30 protein-coding genes are annotated in these 15701 nt (G+C 63.3%); all 30 read right to left on the minus strand.

The window, feature by feature from the left end; translation table 11 throughout:
- Positions 1-91: 91 nt before the first annotated feature.
- The 30 genes from DFR31_RS05840 to rplC all read right to left on the minus strand — a co-directional run bounded on the left by DFR31_RS05840 (position 92) and on the right by rplC (position 15694).
- Entirely contained in the window at positions 92-1072 is a 981-nt protein-coding gene (locus DFR31_RS05840) for a malate dehydrogenase (RefSeq protein WP_121441677.1), read from the minus strand.
- Between the two features lie 154 nt (positions 1073-1226).
- Positions 1227-1484, minus strand: coding sequence for a DUF6489 family protein (locus DFR31_RS05845; RefSeq protein ID WP_121441678.1), 258 nt, complete (start codon positions 1482-1484; stop codon positions 1227-1229).
- Between the two features lie 16 nt (positions 1485-1500).
- Positions 1501-2229 carry an SAM hydrolase/SAM-dependent halogenase family protein gene (locus DFR31_RS05850; protein WP_121441679.1) on the minus strand — a complete coding sequence of 243 codons (729 nt, stop codon included), beginning with the start codon at positions 2227-2229 and terminating at the stop codon, positions 1501-1503.
- 78 nt (positions 2230-2307) lie between these two features.
- Entirely contained in the window at positions 2308-2721 is a 414-nt protein-coding gene (gene rplQ, locus DFR31_RS05855) for a 50S ribosomal protein L17 (protein WP_121441680.1), read from the minus strand.
- Between the two features lie 37 nt (positions 2722-2758).
- Positions 2759-3754 (minus strand): DNA-directed RNA polymerase subunit alpha, encoded by a 996-nt coding sequence (locus tag DFR31_RS05860; RefSeq protein ID WP_121441681.1) that lies wholly within the window; start codon positions 3752-3754, stop codon positions 2759-2761.
- A gap of 54 nt (positions 3755-3808) precedes the next feature.
- A complete protein-coding gene (gene rpsD / locus DFR31_RS05865) occupies positions 3809-4429 on the minus strand; it encodes a 30S ribosomal protein S4 (protein WP_121441682.1) in 621 nt (206 codons plus the stop codon).
- A 14-nt stretch (positions 4430-4443) separates the two neighbouring features.
- Positions 4444-4836: a 30S ribosomal protein S11 gene (gene rpsK / locus DFR31_RS05870; RefSeq protein ID WP_121441683.1), complete on the minus strand. Its 393-nt coding sequence runs from the start codon at positions 4834-4836 to the stop codon at positions 4444-4446.
- Between the two features lie 69 nt (positions 4837-4905).
- A complete protein-coding gene (rpsM, locus tag DFR31_RS05875; RefSeq protein WP_121441684.1) occupies positions 4906-5265 on the minus strand; it encodes a 30S ribosomal protein S13 in 360 nt (119 codons plus the stop codon).
- 79 nt (positions 5266-5344) lie between these two features.
- Positions 5345-5458 (minus strand): 50S ribosomal protein L36, encoded by a 114-nt coding sequence (rpmJ, locus tag DFR31_RS05880; RefSeq protein WP_121441685.1) that lies wholly within the window; start codon positions 5456-5458, stop codon positions 5345-5347.
- A gap of 114 nt (positions 5459-5572) precedes the next feature.
- Positions 5573-6916: a preprotein translocase subunit SecY gene (gene secY / locus DFR31_RS05885; RefSeq protein ID WP_121441686.1), complete on the minus strand. Its 1344-nt coding sequence runs from the start codon at positions 6914-6916 to the stop codon at positions 5573-5575.
- Positions 6917-7351 carry a 50S ribosomal protein L15 gene (rplO, locus tag DFR31_RS05890; protein ID WP_121441687.1) on the minus strand — a complete coding sequence of 145 codons (435 nt, stop codon included), beginning with the start codon at positions 7349-7351 and terminating at the stop codon, positions 6917-6919.
- Between the two features lies 1 nt (position 7352).
- Entirely contained in the window at positions 7353-7541 is a 189-nt protein-coding gene (gene rpmD, locus DFR31_RS05895) for a 50S ribosomal protein L30 (protein WP_121441688.1), read from the minus strand.
- A gap of 2 nt (positions 7542-7543) precedes the next feature.
- Positions 7544-8044 carry a 30S ribosomal protein S5 gene (gene rpsE / locus DFR31_RS05900; RefSeq protein ID WP_121441689.1) on the minus strand — a complete coding sequence of 167 codons (501 nt, stop codon included), beginning with the start codon at positions 8042-8044 and terminating at the stop codon, positions 7544-7546.
- 15 nt (positions 8045-8059) lie between these two features.
- Positions 8060-8413, minus strand: a complete 354-nt coding sequence (gene rplR, locus DFR31_RS05905; RefSeq protein ID WP_121441690.1) for a 50S ribosomal protein L18 — start codon at positions 8411-8413, stop codon at positions 8060-8062.
- 14 nt (positions 8414-8427) lie between these two features.
- Positions 8428-8961 carry a 50S ribosomal protein L6 gene (rplF, locus tag DFR31_RS05910; protein ID WP_121441691.1) on the minus strand — a complete coding sequence of 178 codons (534 nt, stop codon included), beginning with the start codon at positions 8959-8961 and terminating at the stop codon, positions 8428-8430.
- Positions 8962-8974: 13 nt separating this feature from the next.
- Complete coding sequence (gene rpsH, locus DFR31_RS05915) at positions 8975-9370, minus strand: 30S ribosomal protein S8 (protein ID WP_121441692.1); 396 nt, start codon at positions 9368-9370, stop codon at positions 8975-8977.
- A 35-nt stretch (positions 9371-9405) separates the two neighbouring features.
- Positions 9406-9711: a 30S ribosomal protein S14 gene (rpsN, locus tag DFR31_RS05920; RefSeq protein WP_121441693.1), complete on the minus strand. Its 306-nt coding sequence runs from the start codon at positions 9709-9711 to the stop codon at positions 9406-9408.
- Between the two features lie 22 nt (positions 9712-9733).
- Positions 9734-10273: a 50S ribosomal protein L5 gene (gene rplE / locus DFR31_RS05925; protein ID WP_121441694.1), complete on the minus strand. Its 540-nt coding sequence runs from the start codon at positions 10271-10273 to the stop codon at positions 9734-9736.
- A gap of 9 nt (positions 10274-10282) precedes the next feature.
- The gene (rplX, locus tag DFR31_RS05930; protein WP_121441695.1) at positions 10283-10603 is read right to left on the minus strand and encodes a 50S ribosomal protein L24; all 321 of its coding nucleotides are present in this window, start codon (positions 10601-10603) and stop codon (positions 10283-10285) included.
- Positions 10604-10613: 10 nt separating this feature from the next.
- Positions 10614-10982 (minus strand): 50S ribosomal protein L14, encoded by a 369-nt coding sequence (gene rplN, locus DFR31_RS05935; RefSeq protein ID WP_121441696.1) that lies wholly within the window; start codon positions 10980-10982, stop codon positions 10614-10616.
- 59 nt (positions 10983-11041) lie between these two features.
- The gene (rpsQ, locus tag DFR31_RS05940) at positions 11042-11305 is read right to left on the minus strand and encodes a 30S ribosomal protein S17 (protein WP_121441697.1); all 264 of its coding nucleotides are present in this window, start codon (positions 11303-11305) and stop codon (positions 11042-11044) included.
- Complete coding sequence (gene rpmC / locus DFR31_RS05945; RefSeq protein WP_121441698.1) at positions 11305-11502, minus strand: 50S ribosomal protein L29; 198 nt, start codon at positions 11500-11502, stop codon at positions 11305-11307. The genes rpsQ and rpmC overlap by 1 nt, the downstream gene beginning before the upstream one ends.
- Positions 11502-11915, minus strand: a complete 414-nt coding sequence (rplP, locus tag DFR31_RS05950) for a 50S ribosomal protein L16 (RefSeq protein WP_121441699.1) — start codon at positions 11913-11915, stop codon at positions 11502-11504. The genes rpmC and rplP overlap by 1 nt, the downstream gene beginning before the upstream one ends.
- A 4-nt stretch (positions 11916-11919) precedes the next feature.
- Positions 11920-12600 (minus strand): 30S ribosomal protein S3, encoded by a 681-nt coding sequence (rpsC, locus tag DFR31_RS05955; RefSeq protein ID WP_121441700.1) that lies wholly within the window; start codon positions 12598-12600, stop codon positions 11920-11922.
- Between the two features lie 12 nt (positions 12601-12612).
- A complete protein-coding gene (gene rplV / locus DFR31_RS05960; protein WP_121441701.1) occupies positions 12613-12948 on the minus strand; it encodes a 50S ribosomal protein L22 in 336 nt (111 codons plus the stop codon).
- Positions 12949-12957: 9 nt separating this feature from the next.
- Positions 12958-13230, minus strand: coding sequence for a 30S ribosomal protein S19 (gene rpsS, locus DFR31_RS05965; RefSeq protein ID WP_121441702.1), 273 nt, complete (start codon positions 13228-13230; stop codon positions 12958-12960).
- 22 nt (positions 13231-13252) lie between these two features.
- Positions 13253-14077, minus strand: a complete 825-nt coding sequence (gene rplB / locus DFR31_RS05970) for a 50S ribosomal protein L2 (RefSeq protein WP_121441703.1) — start codon at positions 14075-14077, stop codon at positions 13253-13255.
- Between the two features lie 47 nt (positions 14078-14124).
- Positions 14125-14424: a 50S ribosomal protein L23 gene (gene rplW, locus DFR31_RS05975; protein WP_121441704.1), complete on the minus strand. Its 300-nt coding sequence runs from the start codon at positions 14422-14424 to the stop codon at positions 14125-14127.
- Complete coding sequence (rplD, locus tag DFR31_RS05980; protein ID WP_121441705.1) at positions 14421-15038, minus strand: 50S ribosomal protein L4; 618 nt, start codon at positions 15036-15038, stop codon at positions 14421-14423. The genes rplW and rplD overlap by 4 nt, the downstream gene beginning before the upstream one ends.
- A complete protein-coding gene (gene rplC, locus DFR31_RS05985; protein ID WP_121441706.1) occupies positions 15038-15694 on the minus strand; it encodes a 50S ribosomal protein L3 in 657 nt (218 codons plus the stop codon). Before rplC ends, rplD begins: the two co-directional genes overlap by 1 nt.
- Positions 15695-15701: the final 7 nt, after the last annotated feature.

Below are 15701 nucleotides of genomic sequence, written 5' to 3' on the forward strand. Positions count from 1 at the left end.
ACAAAAAAGCGCCGGCCCCAATCCGGGCACCGGCGCTTTGTGCAGGCCACCCCGACCGGGGCGCCCGTCGCACGCTGACTCGATCAGTCGATCAGGGCAGCAGGTGCTCCACGGCCTGGCGCTCTTCGCTGAGTTCCTGCTCGGTGGCCTTCATCTTCTCGCGGCTGAACTCATCGATCTCCAGATCCTGGATGATCTCGTAGTCACCGTTCTTGCAGACGCAGGGGAAGGAGTAAATGATGCCCTTCTCGATGCCGTAGCTGCCATCGGACGGCACCGCCATGCTGGTCCACTCACCTTCCGGCGTGCCCAATACCCAATCGCGGATATGGTCGATGGCGGAGCCGGCCGCGGAGGCGGCGCTGGAGGCCCCACGCGCCTTGATGATGGCGGCGCCGCGCTGCTGGACGGTGGGGATGAAGTCGTTCTCGTACCAGTCGCGCTCCACCAGCCCGGGCGCGGCTTCACCCTTGACGGTGGTCTTGCTGATATCCGGGTACTGAGTGGCGGAGTGGTTGCCCCAGATAATCATGTTCTTGATCTCGGTGTTATGGGCACCGGTTTTGTTCGCCAGTTGCGCAATGGCCCGGTTGTGGTCCAGGCGGGTCATGGCGGTAAAGTTCCGCGGATCCAGGTCCGGCGCGTTGCGCTGGGCAATCAGCGAGTTGGTGTTGGCGGGGTTGCCGACCACCAGCACCTTCACATCACGGCTGGCGGCGTCATTCAGCGCCTTACCCTGAGCCGAGAAGATCGCGGCGTTCGCTTCCAGCAGGTCCTTGCGCTCCATGCCCGGGCCACGCGGACGGGCACCGACCAAGAGGGCGATGTCGGCATCCTTGAAAGCCTCTTCGGCCTTGTCGGAGGTCGTGATCCCGGCGACCAGCGGGAACGCGCAATCCTCCAGCTCCATCACGACCCCCTTCAGCGCCTCCAGGGCAGGGGTGATTTCCAGCAGCTGCAGGATTACCGGCTGGTCCTTGCCCAGCATGTCGCCGGAAGCAATACGGAATAAAAGGCTGTAACCAATCTGACCGGCGGCACCGGTCACCGCGACGCGCACAGGTGCTTTCATCGGGCGATCTCCTCTCGAACTCTCGGATGTCTGACCCTTTGCCTCGTAACGGCCAAAGGCCGGGTCTGGTTATCGGAGCCCGGATTGTAGCAGATGCGCGGCTACTGCATGGCAAAACCTAACGCACCCCACTTGCCCCTTCGAAATCAGCACCTTACCTGGTTTTCTGGTCTGACCGCCCTGGGCCGCCGGCCGGCGCATGCAACGACTCCAGAATCAGGCGCTGAAGGGTTTCCGCACTTTGTACTCCCCCGGCAAACCACTTTTGCAACAGCGCCTGCGGGTCGCGAGTCTCCTCCAGCTGATCCAATAACTGCTTCACCAACGCCTCGTGGACGGGGTTCAGATCCGGCAGCCCGAGAAAGGACCTCAATTCTTCCGGCTTACCGTCGATATCGATCCGGATCTTCATGCGATAACCTCCATTCTCATGCCGTGCTCACCGTCACCTCGGCCCCTAATTCCACTCCGGGCCATTCATCCGCCCTTCCCTGATTGACCGCCAGTTCTACCAGACCACTGGAGTTCCGATACCAGAACGCCTCTCCCGGCGCCACCGCGCTGAAGGTCTGCGCAAAACGCAACTCCCGGTACCCGATCCGAATCACCGCCTGATCCATAACCGCTTCTCCTTGCAGGCCGGTCACGGCATTACCGTAACGGTCAATATAGAGGATCCGCGAAAGCGACGGCGGGCTGTCCCAGCCGACCAGGTCACCCGCCGGCACCGGCTCTCCTTCAACCCGCCCATTTTCAAGAACCTCCAGCGCCGCCGGGGCAAAGACATCCCGGCCATGGAAGGTGGGTGCTGCGCTCGCCGGCCTCTCCAACTCCCACACCTCCACGTCCGCGCACCGCCGCAAGGTCGGCACAAGCAGCCCGTTATCGGGCCCGAGCCACCACCGCGCGTCCCCGCGCGCCGCGATCATGCGCCGGTCTCCACCCACCCCCGGATCAACCACCGCCACGGTGATCGTGCCGGCGGGCAGCCCACCCCCATACGCTGCCAGAAGCTGCCCGGCCGCCTCGGGCTGAAAGACCGGGGCGTCATGCATCAGGTCCACAACCGGTACCGCCGGTGCCCCACCCAGCAGGACCGCTTTAAGCTGCCCGACATAGGGTCCGTCATACCCGAAATCGGTAAACAGGATAAACATGGCGCCTCTTTAATTCTGGTCCAAAAAAAAGCCGGGCATGAAGCCCGGCTTTCTTTATACGGCGGCTGCTTCCGACCTTCAATTGGTCTCGGCGGCCTCTTCTTCGGTTTCCTCGTCCTCAACCTCGACGGGCTCGGGACGATCCACCAATTCGACAAACGCCATAGGCGCGTTGTCCCCGGGGCGGAAGCCGCACTTGAGGATGCGCAGGTAGCCGCCCGGGCGGTCCTGGTAACGCGGACCCAACTCCTCGAACAGCTTACCGACCACTTCTTTATCACGCAGCCGATCGAATGCGCTCCGCCGAGCGGCAACGCTATCGTTCTTGGCCAAAGTGATGAGCGGCTCGGCAACGCGGCGCAATTCCTTCGCCTTGGGCAGAGTCGTTTTGATCGCCTCGTGCTTGAACAACGAGGCCGCCATGTTGCGATACATCGCCTTACGGTGCGCGCTGTTGCGCCCCAGCTGACGTCCGGATTTACGGTGACGCATTTTCCTGATCCCTTCCTGTTCGGTTTCCGACCGGGCTTCAGCCCGCCACGCGATCGTCGCCCAGACCCGCCGGCGGCCAGTTCTCCAGCCTCATACCAAGGGACAGCCCATGGGAGGCCAGCGTCTCCTTGATCTCGGTCAGGGACTTCTTGCCCAGGTTTGGTGTCTTCAGCAATTCAACCTCGGTGCGCTGCACAAGGTCGCCGACATAGTGGATGCTCTCCGCCTTCAGGCAGTTGGCCGAGCGCACGGTGAGCTCCAGTTCGTCGATAGGCCGCAGCAGAATCGGATCCACCTCGGGCTCCTTTTCCTCCTGCTCCGCCTCGAACTCCCCGCCTTCGAGATCCACAAAGACCGACAGCTGATCCCGAAGCAGGCCCGCTGCCAGCCGGACGGCCTCTTCGGGCTCGAGGACCCCGTTGGTCTCTACGTCCAGCACGAGCTTGTCCAGGTTGGTCCGCTGCTCGACCCGCGCACTTTCCACCGTGTACGCGACGCGCTTGACCGGGCTGTAGCTTGCGTCGAGCTGGAGCCGCCCGATGACCCGATCCTCTTCACCCTCGCGCTGGGTCGCCGGCTCGTAGCCGCGACCGCGGGCCACCACCAACTTCGCCTTGAAGGCGACGTCCTTGGTCAGGTTACAGATCACCAGATCGGGGTTTTTCACCTCGACGTCGTGCGCGCCCTCGATATCGCCGGCCTTCACCGGCCCGGGCCCCTGCACTTCCAGCGAAATCTCCGCCTCTTCCCGATCGTGCATGCGCACGGCCAGAGACTTCAGGTTGAGCAGGATGTCGACGACATCCTCCTGAACCCCTTCCATGCTGCTGTACTCGTGCTCCACGCCCTCTATCTCTGCCTGGACAACGGCGCTGCCCGGCATGGAGGAGAGCAGCACCCGGCGCAGGGCGTTACCCAGCGTGTGGCCGAAACCCCGCTCAAGGGGCTCCAGCACGATCTTGGCGCGGCGCTCCCCCTGTTCCTGGATATCGACGGTGCGCGGCTTGAGGAAATCCCTGAAGGTCCCCTGCATCGGTGAAACCTCTCTACGACTGGACGCACGGGCGCCGGAGCGCCCGCGACGGCATTACTTGGAGTACAGCTCGACGATGAGCGACTCGTTGATCTCAGCGCTCAGGTCAGCGCGGTCCGGGCGGGCTTTGTAGGTCCCCTCGAACTTCTTGGGCTCGACCTCGACCCATGCCGGAAGGCCTTGCTGCTGCGCCATTTCCAGCGCAGCCTGCACACGCAGCTGCTTCTGCGCCTTCTCCTTGACCCCGACCACTTCGCCCGGCTTCACTTGCATGGACGGCACGTTGACCACCCGTCCATTCACCGTGACGCCGCGATGACTGACCAGCTGGCGCGCTTCGGCGCGAGTACTGGCAAAGCCCATACGGTAGACCACGTTGTCGAGCCGGCTTTCCAGAAGCTGCAGCAGGACCGTGCCGGTAGCACCCTTCTGGCGTGCCGCCTCTTTGTAATAGTTCCGGAACTGCTTCTCCAGCACGCCGTAGATCCGACGCACCTTCTGTTTTTCGCGCAACTGCAGCCCGTAGTCGGACATCCGGCTGCGGCGCTGAACCTTGGGCCCCGGGGGTTGATCCAGCTTGCACTTGCTGTCGAGCGGACGAACCCCGCTCTTCAGAAAGAGGTCTGTACCCTCTCGACGGGCCAGCTTACACGTGGGACCGATGTACCTTGCCATGATTTACTCCTGGATCAGACGCGGCGCTTCTTGGGCGGCCGGCAGCCGTTGTGCGGGATAGGGCTCACGTCAGAGATATTGGTGATCCGGTAGCCCACGGCGTTAAGGGCGCGTACCGCCGACTCACGCCCCGGCCCCGGCCCTTTGACCCGGACCTCCAGGTTCTTCAGACCGTAGTCCAGAGCTGCCCGACCGGCCCGCTCGGAAGCAACCTGGGCCGCAAAGGGCGTGCTCTTCCGGGAGCCACGAAAACCACTGCCGCCAGCGCTGGCCCAGGCCAGCCCGTTGCCCTGACGATCGGTGATCGTGATGACCGTGTTGTTGAAGGTCGCGTTGATATGCGCGATACCGTCAACCACCGTACGCTTGGCCCGCTTACTGCGTGACCGGGTCGCTGCTTTCGCCATTTGCTAAATCCTGATCTTGAAGATTCACTCGAACCCTTTAAGGCCCTGCCCCGCTGGGCACCCAGGCTTTTACTTGCCTGCCGGACCGCGCCGCGGGCCCTTGCGGGTGCGGGCGTTGGTCTGGGTGCGCTGCCCACGCACCGTGAGACCACGACGGTGACGGATGCCGCGATAGCAGCCCAGATCCATCAACCGCTTGATATCCATCGCAACGGCGCGACGAAGATCGCCTTCCACCTCGAACTTGCCGATGGCGGAGCGAATCGCCTCGAGCTCCTGCTCAGTCAGCTCCTTCACCTTGCGGTCCCGCGGCACGCCTGCATCATCACAGATGGCCTTGGCCCGGGTACGGCCGATGCCGTAAATGGAGGTCAGCGCCACCCAGGCGTGCTTGTGGACGGGAATGTTGACACCTGCAATACGGGCCATGAACCCTCTCTCCCAGTCTCAGTCCGCGGAAAACCCGCGATTGTATCTAAACCAATAGGCCTGCTGCAATACCGGCCGCTTAGCCTTGCCGCTGCTTATGGCGACCATCCGAGCAGATCACTCGCACCACACCGTTGCGGCGAATGATCTTGCAGTTGCGGCAGATCTTCTTGACCGACGCACGTACTTTCATGATTCGTCTCCAAAACCAAAGCCATTCACCCGCCTGCCCGGATCCGGGTGGGCGCGAAGCATATCAGAAAATCCCGTTAAGCGCGCCCCCGGTAGCACCCGAGGGCGCCCGGACTCATCGGAGGAGCCCACCGCCGGCGGGACCCTGTCCCTTCAGGTTTGCCTTCTTCATCAGGGGCTCATACTGGTGAGAAACCAGGTGCGCCTGGAGCTGCGCCATGAAATCCATGATGACGATGACAATGATCAGCAACGACGTCCCACCAAAGTAGAACGGGACATTCCAGTAAAGGATCAGGAACTCCGGGAGCAGGCACACTGCAGTGATGTAGATCGCACCCCAGAACGTGAGGCGGCTCATCACCCCGTCGATATACTTCGCTGTCTGCTCCCCGGGACGGATACCCGGAATAAAGGCGCCGGACCGTTTCAGGTTGTCCGCCGTATCCCGTGCGTTGAACACCAACGCGGTATAGAAGAAACAGAAAAAGATGATCGCAACCGCATAGAACCCGACATACAGGGGCTGCCCGGGACTCAGTGTCGCCGCCAGCGGCCCCAGCCAACCAATGCCTGCGCCCTCGCCAACCCATTGCCCCAACGTCGAGGGGAACAGGATGATGCTCGATGCGAAAATCGGCGGGATCACCCCAGCCATGTTCAGCTTCAGCGGCAGATGGCTGCTCTGGGCCTGGTACATCTTTCGGCCCTGTTGCCGCCGGGCGTAATTTACCGTGATGCGGCGCTGCCCTCGCTCGACAAAGACAACAAAGCTCACCACCGCCACGCCGAGGACAGCCAGTGCCAGAATAACCCCAGCGCCGATCTCGCCCGTGCGGTTCAACTCCAGGGTGCCGCCGATCGCGCTGGGTAGGCCCGCCACGATCCCGGCGAAGATGATGATCGAGATACCGTTACCGATACCCCGCTCCGTCACCTGCTCGCCAAGCCACATCAGGAACATCGTCCCGGTAGCCAGCGTCACCGTGCTGATAAAGACGAAGGCCGGCCCGGGTGTCGCAGCGACCCCTTGGCTCTGCAGCGCAATGCTGATCCCGATACCCTGGAAGATGGCCAACGCCAGCGCACCGTACCGGGTGTACTGCGTTATCTTCCGGCGCCCCGCCTCACCCTCTTTCTTAAGCCGCTCCAGCGTCGGAATGACCGCGGTGAGCAGCTGCATAATGATGGCGGAGGAGATGTACGGCATGATGCCGAGCGCGAAAATGGAGAGCCGCTCGAGCGCCCCACCCGCGAACATATTGAACATCTCCAGGATCGTCCCGCGCTGCTGCTCCACCATGGCAGCCAGCGCATCGGGATCGATGCCGGGAATCGTGATGTGCGTGCCAATGCGATAGACGATAAGCGCCAACAGCACGAACACCAGGCGCTGCCGGACCTCGGTAAGCTTACCGAGGCCGCCCAGCGCCGCCGCATTGCTACCGCCGGTGGCCACTTACGCCTCTACCTTTCCGCCAGCTGCTTCGATGGCCTCGCGCGCACCCTTGGTCACGCCGACGCCCCTCACGGTCACGGCCCGCTCGACCTTACCGGACGCAATGATCTTCGCGGTGCGGACACCGTGGTTGATCACGCCAGCCTGCTTCAGGCTGAGCAGGTCAATCGTGTCGCCCTCGACGCCGTTCAGCTCAGAAAGCCGCACCTCGGCATTCCGCAACGCCTTGCGGGAGCGGAACCCGACCTTCGGTACGCGCCGCTGCAACGGCATCTGGCCGCCTTCGAAGCCGACCTTGGTGAAACCACCGGAGCGGCTGTGCTGCCCCTTGTGGCCCCGGCCGGCGGTCTTGCCGTTCCCGGTGGCCGCACCGCGGCCCACACGGTTGGCATCCGGGCGGCTGCCCTCTGCAGGGCTAAGCGTATTCAGTCGCATCTCAGCACTCCTCGACGTTCAGGAGGTAGGCCACCTTGTTGATCATCCCACGGTTTTCCGGGGTATCGGCCACCACCACGCTGTGATTGATCCGCCGCAGGCCCAACCCGGCGACGCAAGCCTTGTGGCTCGCGAGTCGCCCGATGGTGCTGCGCGTCTGGGTCACCTTGAGCTGCTTTTGAGTCGTCATGGCTAGCCTACGATGTCCTCAACCTTCTTGCCGCGACGGGCCGCGACCGCGTCCGGGGAATCGACCTGGGTCAGGCCATTGATAGTCGCCCGCACCACATTGATCGGGTTACGCGAACCGATGGCCTTGGCCAGAACGTCCTGTACGCCGACCACCTCGAAGACCGCGCGCATGGCACCGCCCGCGATGATCCCGGTACCCGCGGAGGCGGGCTGCATGTAGACCTTGCTGGAGCCGTGGTTAGCGGTCACCGGGTACTGCAGCGTGCCACCGTCGAGATGAACTTGCTTCATGTTGGCACGGGCCTTCTCCATCGCCTTTTGGATGGCGGCAGGGACCTCACGGGCCTTGCCGTAACCGAAGCCCACTTTGCCCTCGCCATCGCCAACGACCGCCAGCGCGGTGAAGCCAAACTGCCGGCCGCCTTTTACGACCTTGGCTACGCGGTTGATCGCGACGAGCTTTTCGCGAAGGCCGTCACTCTGTGCGTCAGTATTCGCCATGAATCCTGCCCCTGATTAGAATTGCAGGCCGGCCTCGCGGGCGGCATCTGCCAACGTCTTCACCCGGCCGTGGTACTTGAAGCCGGAGCGGTCGAAGGCCACGCGCTCAATGCCCGCTGCCTTGGCGCGCTCAGCGATGAGCTTGCCAATCTCGGCAGCCGCCGAGCAGTTCCCGGTCCCTTCGGACCGGCCACGCAGGTCCTTCTCGACCGTGGAGGCGGCCACCAGGGTCCGGCCCCCTTCCGGCGCGACGATCTGCGCATACATGTGTCGCGGCGTGCGGTGCACGGTCAACCGGTGCACCTTGAGCTCAGCGATCTTGGCGCGGGCCCGGCGCGCACGCCGCAAACGGGTTGCTTTCTTATCCATACGCCTGAACCTGCCTACTTCTTCTTGGCTTCCTTGAGGACCACGCGTTCATCCGCGTAGCGAACGCCCTTGCCCTTGTAGGGCTCCGGCGGACGGAATGCTCGAATCTGTGCCGCCACCTCACCGACCTGCTGCTTATCGGCGCCCTTGACGACGATCTCGGTCTGGCTGGGCGCTTCAATCGTGATCCCCTGCGGGATCTCGTACGCGACCGGGTGACTAAACCCCAGCGTCAGGTTCAGGTTGGCCCCCTGCACCTGGGCGCGGTAACCGACGCCGCGCAGCTCAAGCTTGCGCTCGAAGCCGGTGCTGACACCGGTCACCATGTTATTCAGCAGCGCGCGGGTTGTACCTGCCAGCGCCACGGCGCGGCGGTCGTCCAACTGGGCCTGGACACGCAGCTCCCCGTCCGCCTGCTCAACGGCCACCCAATCGTGCACCGTCCAGCTCAGCTCCCCTTTCGGGCCCTTCACCTTCAGTTGCTGCCCGTCAAGCTTGACCTCCACTCCGGACGGCACCTTGACGGGTCGTTTCGCTACTCTCGACATTATTCAACCTGCCTTAGAAGACGTAGCAGAGCACCTCACCACCGTGCCCGGCCTCACGGGCGGCACGGTCGGTCATCACGCCCTTCGAAGTGGAGACAATCGCGACACCCAGCCCATTACGTACCTGGGGCAGGGACGCCTTGTCCTTGAACAGCCGGAGACCAGGCCGGGAGGCCCGCTGCAACTCCCGGATCACGGGCTCGCCCTGGTAATAACGCAAGCTCAGCTTAAGCTCCGGCTTTTTCTCATCGCCAACCACCTCAAACGACTCGACATAGCCTTCGTCTTTGAGGACACCGGCGATAGCCTGCTTGATCTTGGATGACGGCATGCTGACCTCCGCTTTCTCCGCGCGTTGCGCGTTGCGGATACGGGTCAGCATGTCAGCAATCGGATCGGTCATGCTCATGGTTTTACCTGCCTGTGTGGGTAGCGCGGACCGGCTTACCAGCTGGACTTGACCAGCCCAGGGATCTCGCCATTCATGGCGGCCTCGCGAAGTTTGTTCCGCGCCAGCCCGAACTTCCGGTAATAGCCGCGCGGGCGGCCAGTGACACGGCAGCGGTTTCTCCCCCGGACAGGGCTGGAGTCACGCGGCAGCTGTTGAAGCTTCAGCTGCGCCTCGAACCGCTCCTGCTGGGTGGCATCAACGCTGTTGATAATTGCCTTCAGCGCCTCGCGCTTGGCTGCATAGCGGCGAACCGCGCGCTGCCGCTTGCGCTCGCGCTCAACCATCGAAACCTTTGCCATCGCCGGAACCTATCTCGTCTGTTTACTTGCGGAACGGGAAGTTGAAGCCTTCGAGGAGGGCCTGACCTTCCTCGTCGGTCTTCGCCGTAGTGGTAATGGTGATGTCCATACCGCGCACGGCGTCCACTTTCTCGTAGTCGATCTCCGGGAAAATCAGCTGCTCCCGGACACCGAGGTTGTAATTGCCCCGGCCATCAAAGGACCGCGGGTTGAAGCCGCGGAAGTCGCGGATGCGGGGTGCAGCCACGTTGACGAACCGGTCGAGGAATTCGTACATCCGCTCACGGCGCAACGTGACCTTGCAACCGATCGGCCAGCCATCGCGGATCTTGAACCCGGCCACGGACTTCCGCGCATAGGTCAGGATCGGCTTCTGACCGGTGATCTCCGCCAGCTCGGCCTGCGCGCTCTCCAGGACCTTCTTGTCGCGCACCGCCTCGCCAAGCCCCATGTTCAGGGTGACCTTGGTGAGCCGCGGAATCTCCATGACGTTTTCGTAGCCGAAGCGCTCCAAAAGCGCGCTCTTCACCTCGGCCTGATACTGTTCTTGCAGCCTGACCATCACCGCACCTTACCCGTCGACCAGTTCGTTGTTCGACTTGAAGTAACGGGCTCTGGTCCCGTCCTCAAGCACCCGGATACCAACCCGATCGCCCTTTTCCGTCGCCGGGTTAAAGAGCGCCACGTTGGACTGATGGACCGGCTTTTCCTGCTCGATAATGCCGCCGGCCTCCCCTTGCTGCGGGTTGCCTTTGCGGTGGCGCTTAACCACGTTCACGTTCTCGACCAGGACCTTCTCCTGGTCTGGGAAAACCCGAATGACGCGCCCGCGACGGCCTTTGTCCTTGCCGGCGATGATGACGACCTCGTCGCCTTGCCTGATCTTGCGCATGACTACCTCTTCAAAGAACCTCGGGCGCCAGGGAGATGATGCGCATGAACTTCTCGCTGCGCAGTTCCCTTGTCACCGGCCCGAATACGCGGGTACCAATGGGCTGAAGCTGGTTGTTCAGCAGCACGGCAGCATTGCCGTCAAAACGGATTACGGAGCCATCAGGACGGCGCACGCCGCTGCGGGTGCGAACGACGACGGCGTTGTACACCTCGCCCTTCTTCACCCGCCCCCGCGGGATCGCATCCTTGACGCTCACCTTGATAATGTCGCCGATGCCGGCGTAGCGGCGTCGGGAACCCCCGAGCACCTTGATACACTGGACCTGGCGCGCGCCGGAGTTGTCGGCAACACCCAGGGTGGTCTGCATCTGAATCATGGCGAAATCCCGCTATCTGTGTCCGCACTGCGGCCGCTGGGGCCGAGACTACCGCGCGCTCACTGAGCCGCGCGCTCCAGAACCTTGACGAGCCGCCAGGCCTTGCTCTTAGAGATCGGCCGGCACTGCTCGATGGAGACCACATCCCCCACGCGGCACTCATTGCTCTCGTCGTGGGCGTGCATCTTGGAGGAACGCCGGATATATTTCCCGTAAAGCGGATGACGAACCCGCCGCTCCACCAGCACCGTGATGGTCTTGTCGGCCTTGTTGCTGATTACCCGGCCCTGGAGGTTCCGAGTTACCTTCTGATTCTCAGTCATCACGCCTTACCTGCAGTCTTCTCGTTGAGCACGGTCTGGATCCGGGCGATATCGCGACGAACCTTCTTGAGCTGATCCGGCCGCGCCAGCTGACCCGTTGCCTGCTGCATCCGCAGGTTGAACCGCTCTTTGAGGCGCTCACCGAGCTCCGCCTGCAGAGCATTGGTGTCTTTCTCTCTGAGTTCGTTCGCTTTCATCACAGCACCGTCCGCTGCACAAAGGTGGTCTTAACCGGCAGCTTTGCGGCCGCGCGGCGGAAGGCCTCGCGCGCAAGCTCCTCGGATACGCCCTCGATCTCGTAGAGCACACGGCCGGGTTGGACCGGGAAGGCCCAGTGATCCACGTTGCCCTTACCCTTACCCTGACGGACCTCCAGGGGCTTGGCCGTGATCGGCTTGTCCGGGAACACCCGGATCCACACCTTGCCGCCACGCTTGACGTGACGGTTGATGGCGCGACGACCGGCCTCGATCTGCCGGGCCGTGATCGGGCCCCGGGTCACGGCTTTGAGCCCGAACTCACCGAAGGAGACGGAATTCCCGCGACTCGCCAGACCGTGGTTACGGCCCTTCTGCTGTTTCCGAAATTTAGTTCTCTTCGGCTGTAACATGACTTCAACCCTTGCCCGGCCGGGCGCCTTCACCGCCAGCCGCCGGCTGTGCGTCAGTGTCGATGATCTCGCCCTTGAAGACCCAGACCTTGACGCCGATTACGCCATAAGTCGTGTGGGCCTCGGCGACCCCGTAGTCGATATCCGCGCGGAGCGTATGCAGGGGCACGCGCCCTTCCCGATACCACTCGCTGCGGGCAATCTCCGCCCCGTTCAAGCGCCCGGAAACGTGCACCTTGATGCCCTGCGCCCCCAGGCGCATGGCGTTGCCGACGGCCCGCTTCATCGCGCGCCGGAACATGATGCGCCGTTCCAGCTGCTGCGCCACGCTCTCGGCCACCAGCTTGGCATCGAGCTCCGGCTTGCGGATCTCCTCGATGTTGATGTGCACCGGCACACCCATCAGCCGGGCAACCTGGCCGCGCAGCCGGTCGATATCCTCGCCCTTCTTGCCGATCACAATGCCGGGCCGGGCGGTGTGGATGGTCACCAGCGCGTTTTTCGCGGGCCGTTCGATGCGGATCCGGCTCACCGAGGCGTGCGCCAACTTCTTACGGATGAAGTTGCGCACCTTCAGGTCGGTGTTCAGATACTCACCGAAGTTGCTGCTCCCGGCGTACCACATGGACCGCCAGTCTTCGGTGACACCGAGACGAAAACCCGTAGGATGTACTTTGTGCCCCATTACGGCCCCTCTTTACTGCTGCTCTGCCACCGTGACGGTGATGTGGCTGGTCCGCTTCAGGATGCGGTTGGCCCGCCCCTTCGCTCGCGGGCGAATCCGCTTGAGCATCGGCCCTTCATCCACGAAGATGCGCGATACGCGCAGCGCGTCGATGTCAGCGCCATCATTGTGCTCAGCATTGGCGACCGCCGAATCGAGCACTTTGCGAACGATGGCAGCAGCCTTCTTCGGGCTGAACTCGAGAATCTCTAAAGCCTTCTCAACCGGCAGCCCGCGCACCTGGTCCGCGACCAACCTGGTCTTCTGCGGCGAAATACGCGAGAACCTGAGTTTGGCGGAAGTTTCCATGCCTTACCCCTACTTGGACTTCTTGTCCGCCGCGTGACCGCGATACGTGCGGGTCGCTGCGAACTCACCGAGCTTGTGGCCGACCATGTTCTCGTTGATCAGCACCGGAACATGCTGGCGACCGTTATGGATGGCGATAGTCAGGCCCACCATTTGGGGGAGGACCATAGACCGCCGCGACCAGGTCTTGATCGGCCGCTTGCTGTTGCTCTCGCGCGCCTTTTCCACCTTCTGCAGAAGGTGGCCATCAACGAACGGACCCTTTTTGACTGAACGTGGCACGGTAGACGACCCTCGTTAATCCTTAGCGTTTCCGACGGCGCACAATGAACTTGTCGGTGCGCTTGTTGGTGCGGGTCTTGTGACCCTTGGTAGGGACACCCCACGGAGATACCGGGTGGCGGCCACCGGACGTCCGGCCCTCACCACCACCGTGCGGGTGATCTACCGGGTTCATCGCGACACCGCGAACGGTGGGACGAATACCCTTGTGGCGCGTGGCGCCGGCCTTGCCGAGAGAACGCAGCGCGTGCTCAGAGTTACCTACCTCACCAACGGTGGCCATGCACTCCGCGAGTACCTGGCGCATCTCGCCGGAGCGGAGCCTCAACGTGGCGTAACGCCCCTCGCGGGCCACCAGCTGCGCGCCCGCACCCGCCGAGCGGGCCAGCTGCGCACCCTTACCCGGCCGCAGCTCGATACAATGCACCTGCGTACCCACCGGAATGTTCCGAAGGGGCAGGGCATTGCCCGGCTTGATCGGCGCCTCAATGCCCGAAACGACTTCCGTGCCGGTCGAGACGCCGCGAGGCGCGATAATATACCTTCTCTCGCCGTCCCGATAAAGTACCAATGCGATATTCGCACTGCGATTGGGATCATATTCCAGGCGTTCGACCCGGCCGGGGATACCGACCTTGTCCCGCCGGAAGTCGATCACCCGGTAGCGCTGCTTGTGGCCGCCGCCACGGTGACGCGTGGTAATCCGGCCGGTATTGTTCCGACCGCCCTTGCGGGTCTTTTTCTCGACCAGCGGCTCGTAAGGTGCCCCGGCATGGAGCTCCTTGTTCCGCACCGTCACTACGAAGCGGCGCCCCGGAGAAGTCGGTTTTGCCTTAACCAGTGCCATTATTCTGCCCGTTCCAGTCTGGGGCAGCCTGCCGCTGCCCGTGAACGTTACTCGGCCCCGCCGAGGAAGTCGATCTCGTTACCCTCTTCCAGGGTGACGTAGGCCTTTTTCCAGCCGGGCCGCTTGCCCTCAAGCCGGCCGAAGCGCTTGCGCTTCCCCTTCATCTTGACGGTGCGCACATCGCGGACCTTGACGTCGAACAGCTGTTCCACAGCCTGCCGGATCTCCGGCTTGCGCGCGTCGACGGCGACCTTGAACACGACTTCGTTGCGTTCCTCGGCTGCCAAAGTGCTCTTTTCGGAGATGTGCGGAGCTCGCACAACCTCGTACAAACGCTCAACTCTCATGACAGCCACTCCTCAACCTGACGCAGGGCCTGAACGGTGATCACCACTTGCTCGGCGCCGACCAGGCTGACCGGGTCGAGACCCGGGACGTCCCGGACGTCCACGCCCGGCAGATTCCGCGCGGCCAGATAGAGGTTCTGATCCACCTCGTCGGCCACGATCAGCGCCCTCTCCACGCCGAGCTGAGAGAGCCGCTCCGCGAGCTGGGCGGTCTTGGGGGCGTCGACCCCGACCGACTCGACGACCACCAGGCGCTCCTGGCGTGCCAGCTCAGAGAAGATGGAGCGGATCGCGCCGCGGTACATCTTCTTGTTGACCTTCTGCCCATGATCCTGCGGCTTGGCCGCGAAAGCGCGGCCACCGCCGACCCAGATCGGGCTACGGATCGTGCCCGCACGGGCCCGGCCGGTGCCTTTTTGCCGCCAGGGCTTGGCGCCACCGCCCCGAACTTCCGCGCGCGTCTTCTGCGCGCGGGTGCCGGCGCGGGCGCCAGCCAGGTAGGCCACGACCACCTGATGGATCAGCGCCTCGCGGAACCGGTCAGCAAAGGCCGCATCCGCCACCTGCACCGAGCCGTCGGCCTGACCCTGCGCGTTCGTAAGCTGAAGTTCCATCAGCTATCCCCCTTCTTTCGCTGGTTGCGCGCGGGGCGCACGATGACATCACTGCCCACCGCGCCGGGAACGGAGCCCCGGACCAGGAGGAGATGGCGCTCCGTGTCAACACGCACCACCTCAAGGTTCTTGACGGTGTTGCGCTTGTTACCCATCTGGCCGGCCATCTTCTTGCCCTTGAAGACGCGCCCGGGGGTCTGGTTCTGCCCGATGGAACCCGGCGCACGGTGCGCCAGCGAGTTCCCGTGGGTGGCGTCCTGGGTGCTGAAGTTATGGCGCTTCACGGTACCGGCGAAGCCCTTACCCTTACTGGTGCCAGTGACGTCGACCACCTGGCCCGCCTCGAAGCCCTCTACGGTGAGCTCGCCACCTGCCTCGATTTCGATGGCCTGGCCGTCCTGCAGGCGGAACTCCCACACGCCACGCCCGGCATCAACACCCGCGGCGGCGAAATGGCCTGCCAGCGGCTTGCTGACGCGGTTGGCCCGGCGGCTACCGGCCGTGACCTGGATTCCGCTGTAGCCATCGCGCTCCGGGGTACGAACCTGGGTCACCCGGTTCGGCGATGCCTCAATAACCGTAACCGGCACAGACGCGCCGTCTTCGGTAAAGACGCGCGTCATGCCGGCTTTGCGGCCGACTATTCCGATAGACATGATTAAC

The sequence above is a fragment of the Alkalispirillum mobile genome (assembly GCF_003664325.1).
Taxonomy (GTDB): Bacteria; Pseudomonadota; Gammaproteobacteria; order Nitrococcales; family Halorhodospiraceae; genus Alkalilimnicola; species Alkalilimnicola mobilis.